The organism is Cupriavidus sp. MPR-AND1C (assembly GCF_058809705.1).
Genome location: NZ_JBXASU010000179.1, coordinates 1 through 4,301, shown reverse-complemented (window position 1 = coordinate 4,301; position 4,301 = coordinate 1). Strand labels below are relative to the sequence as shown.

Genomic DNA, 4,301 nt, shown 5'->3' with positions numbered 1-4,301 from the left:
GGCGTGGTGGGCGTGGTGGTCATGGCAGGTTGGGACTCTGTTGTTTGAAGTCCATGATAGCGGAGCGGGCCGGCCGTGCCCATGACAGGCGCGATGCCGGCTCGGCTTCGCCCCTGGCGCGGCAGTGGCGGGCCCGTCATCGCCCCGCTCAGGCGGCTTCCTTCAGGGCGGGATTGCGCTGCTTGCGGTACAGGAAGTCCAGCACTGCCGTGCGGCATGCGTGGTAATCCTTGTCCTCGGCCAGCGCCATGCGCTCGCGTGGCCGCGGCAGGTCCACCTTCAGCACTTCGCCGATGGTGGCCGCGGGGCCGTTGGTCATCATGACGATGCGGTCGGCCAGCAGCACCGCTTCATCCACGTCGTGGGTCACCATCACCACCGTGCTGCGCGTCTTCGCCACGATCTTGATCAGTTCGTCCTGCAGGTGCGCGCGGGTGAGCGCGTCCAGCGCGCCAAAGGGCTCGTCCATCAGCAGCACCTTGGGCTCCATGGCCAGCGCCCGGGCGATGCCCACGCGCTGCTTCATGCCGCCCGAGATCTCTTGCGGATACTTGGCTTCGGCATGCGTCAGGCCAACCAAGGCCAGCGTGTCGTGCGTGCGGGCTTTCAGTTGCGCCTTGCTCTCGGCGGCGCCGAACACGCGCTCCACGCCAAGATAGACATTGTCGAAACAGGTCAGCCAGGGCAGCAGCGAATGGTTCTGGAACACCACCGCCCGATCCGGGCCGGGGCCTGCGATTTCGCGCTCCGCGCAGATCAGCGCGCCGGCGCTGGGCCGGTCCAGCCCGGCCAGCAGGTTGAGCAAGGTGGACTTGCCACAGCCCGAGTGGCCGATCAGCGTAATGAACTCGCCGCTGGCGATGGTCAGGTTGACATCGCGCAGGGCCACGAACGGCCCCTTCTTGGTTTTGAAGGTCTGCCCGACATTCTCGATACGGACGAACTTTTCCATTGCCTTCTCCTTAGCGTCTTAGTTGCCGTAGCTGAAGCGCTTGGCCAGGCTGAGCAGCGCGTATTCGAGCAGCAGCCCGACCATGCCGATGATGAAGATCGCGATGACGATGTGTTCCACCTTCAGGTTGTTCCACTCGTCCCACAGCCAGAAGCCGATGCCGGTGCCGCCAGTGAGCATTTCCGCGGCCACGATCACCAGCCAGGCGGTACCGATGGACAGCCGCACGCCGGTGAGCATGTACGGCAGCACGGCGGGCAGCAGCACGCGGGTAAACACCTTCCATTCGGAAAGGTCGAGCACGCGCGCCACATTCAGGTAGTCCTGCGGCACACGGGTCACGCCCACCGCGGTATTGATCACCATCGGCCAGATCGAGCAGATGAAGATAGCCCAGATCGCCGCCGGGTTTGCCGACTTGAACAGCAGCAGGCCAATGGGCAGCCAAGCCAGCGGCGAGACCGGGCGCAGCAGGCTGATGATGGGCGCCATCATCGCGTTGAGAAAAGCGAAGCGGCCCAGCGCGAAGCCGGCCGGGATGCCAATCAATGCGGCCAGCCCGAAGCCCGCCGCCACGCGCGCCAGCGATGCCAGCACGTTCCAGCCGATGCCCTGGTCATTGGGGCCGTTGCGGTAGAACGGGTCGGCGAACAGTGGTACGGCGGCATGCCAGGTGGCGGCCGGCGTGGGGATGGCGGGGATCATGGTGGCGATGCCGTGCCACATCAGCAGGAACAGCGCAAAGCCTGCTACCGGCGGCATCACCTTGAGCACCACGGCGGTGATGGCGTCGCGCCGCGCCGCGCGGCGGGCCTCGGCTTGCGCGGCGAGCGCGCGGCGCTCGGCGCGTTCATGGGCTTGCTGGTCGCCAACCACGGCAACCTCGGCATTGGTGCCGGCATCGGCAGGGGCGGCTTGGCTGGCGGCATGCGGGGCCGGCTGGGCTAGTGCATTCACGTCTGGCTCCTTCGGTGGCCGGCGTGTCGCCACGCCGGCATTCAAGCGGCAATCAAAATCGGAATCACGCCGGGGCGCGTGCGCTTCAGGCCTTGATCTTGAAACCGTCGGCATAGGCCTTGGGGTCCTTGCCGGCATCCCACACCACGCCGTCGACCAGCTTCGCGGTACGGAAGTCGCTCTTGGGCAGCGGCACCTGCGCGGCCGCGGCGGCCTGTTTGTAGATGTCGATGCGATTGACCTTCTTCGCCACCTCCAGGTAGTCAGGGTGGTCCTTGAGCAAGCCCCAGCGCTTTTGCTGCGTGAGGAACCACATGCCGTCGGAGAGGAAAGGATAGTTGGCGGCGCCGTCCTGGTAGAACTTCATCGAGTCCGGGTCGTCCCAGGTCTTGCCCAGGCCGTTGTTATAGCGGCCCAGCATGCGATCCAGGATGATGTCCATGTCGGTGTTGACGTAGGACTTGGCGGCGATGGTCTCGGCGGTCTTGCGGCGGTTGGAGGCCGATGCGTCGATGTACTTCGAGGCGTCGAGCACGGCGGCCACCATCGCGCGCGCCGTGTTGGGATACTTCTGCACGAACTCCGCCGTGGTGCCCAGGGTCTTTTCCGGGTGATCCTTCCAGATCGCCTGTGTGGTTTCTGCGGTAAAGCCGATCTTGTCGGCGATGGCGCGCGCGCCCCAGGGCTCGCCCACGCAGAAGCCGTCCATGTTGCCCACGCGCATGTTGGCCACCATCTGCGGCGGCGGCACGGTGATGGCCTTGGCGTCCTGCATCGGGTTGATGCCGTTGGCGGCCAGCCAGTAGTACAGCCACATGGCATGGGTGCCGGTGGGGAAGGTCTGGGCAAAGGTGTACTCGCGCTTTTCCTTCATCATCAGCGCCTTCAGGCTGGCGCCGTCCTTGACGCCTTTCTCCGCCAGCTTGGATGACAGCGTGATGGCCTGGCCGTTGTGGTTCAGGCTCATCAGCACCGCCATGTCTTTCTTGGGGCCGCCAATGCCAAGCTGCACGCCATAGATCAGCCCGTACAGCACATGCGCCGCATCGAGTTCGCCATTGACCAGCTTGTCGCGCACGCCGGCCCAGGAGGCTTCCTTGGTGGGTGTGATCTTGATGCCGTACTTCTTGTCGAAGCCGAGTGTGCCGGCCATCACGACCGAGGCGCAGTCCGTCAGCGGGATGAAGCCGATCCGCACCTCCGGTTTTTCCGGCGCGTCGGAGCCTGCTGCCCATGCGCCAGCGCGTACCAGGGGATCGACCAGGGTGATCACGCTGGCGCCGGCGATGGTGGCCAGGACGCGGCGCCGTCCGTTGCTGGCGGGCACCGCATCGGCTCCCGTGGTGCTGGCATCGGTGGCAACTGCTGCATGCAGCGACTTGGCAATCTTCAGGCGAGAGGGCATTGACACGGCTCCAAATGAAAAGCGTCCTGAACTGCGCCGCAGTTCGCCAGAAATGCGGGGGGCAGGTCAGGACGCCGTTGTCCCGTGATGCGGCGCGGCCGTCGTTGGCGGCGCACATCGGTATGTGATCGGCCGTCGTTGGCCGATGCTCCGTTTACGCAAGCCGCGTGCCAAGGGGGGAGGGCTGTTGCCGGGGTCCGACGGACCGGCGAGCGTGGGCAAGGAGCCAGAAGAGGACGCGCCGAAGCGGCGCGCGTGCGCTGCCGGTGCGCGAAAGGTGATGCGGTCGCGCCATCCTTGTGCATTGCACCAAGCGCGTGCGGGGCGCATCGCGGCGCCCGATCATGGTTTGTCCGGGGCTTAGCTCATCACATCGATGACCCGCCGCGCCGCCTCGACGAGCTTGATGCCGCGCTCCATCGCCATGCTGCGCAGCCGCTTGTAAGCCTCGTCTTCGGTCATGCCGCGCTCCTTCATCAGCAGGCCCTTGGCACGCTCCACTTCCTTGCGCTCGGCCAGCTGCAGCCGCGTGGCATCAAGCTCAGCGCGCAGTTCCTGGTCCAGTTCGAAGCGCGCATAGGCCACATCCAGCACGGTCTTGACGCGATCGGCACGCAGGCCGTCAACGATGTAGGCGGTGATCCCCGCGCTCAGCGCGGCCTTGATGCGCTGAGCGTCGTCGTTGTCCGTGAAGAGCACGATGGGGCGCGGCGCATGCTGGGTCGACACGCACACATGTTCGACCGTATCGCGCGCGGCCGACTCCGAGGCGATGATGATCAGGTCCGGCTGCCGCGCGGCGATTGCGTCGGGCAGCCGCAGGTCGGCGTCCACCGTTTCGATGTCCGTGAAGCCCGCAGAGACAAGCCCGGCACGGATCGTCTCGATATTGAGAGGATCCTCGTCATGCGGATCGCGCACCAGCAAAATGCGCAGCGCGCGTGAACCCGACGCGGCGGGCGCGGGGCTGGCAGGACTCGTCGGGCG

The 4,301-nt window shown here is 66.0% G+C and carries 4 protein-coding genes; all 4 read right to left on the bottom strand.

What is annotated here, in order from left to right; translation table 11 throughout:
- Positions 1-148 precede the first annotated feature (148 nt).
- Positions 149-952: an ABC transporter ATP-binding protein gene (locus AC1RWI_RS37780; protein WP_043343386.1), complete on the bottom strand. Its 804-nt coding sequence runs from the start codon at positions 950-952 to the stop codon at positions 149-151.
- A gap of 18 nt (positions 953-970) precedes the next feature.
- Positions 971-1,909, bottom strand: coding sequence for a nitrate ABC transporter permease (gene ntrB, locus AC1RWI_RS37775; protein ID WP_043343388.1), 939 nt, complete (start codon positions 1,907-1,909; stop codon positions 971-973).
- A gap of 85 nt (positions 1,910-1,994) precedes the next feature.
- Entirely contained in the window at positions 1,995-3,314 is a 1,320-nt protein-coding gene (locus AC1RWI_RS37770) for a CmpA/NrtA family ABC transporter substrate-binding protein (protein WP_492870860.1), read from the bottom strand.
- A 360-nt stretch (positions 3,315-3,674) separates the two neighbouring features.
- Positions 3,675-4,301, bottom strand: a 627-nt coding sequence (locus AC1RWI_RS37765) for an ANTAR domain-containing response regulator (protein WP_492870859.1), incomplete at its 5' end; no start/stop codon positions are given.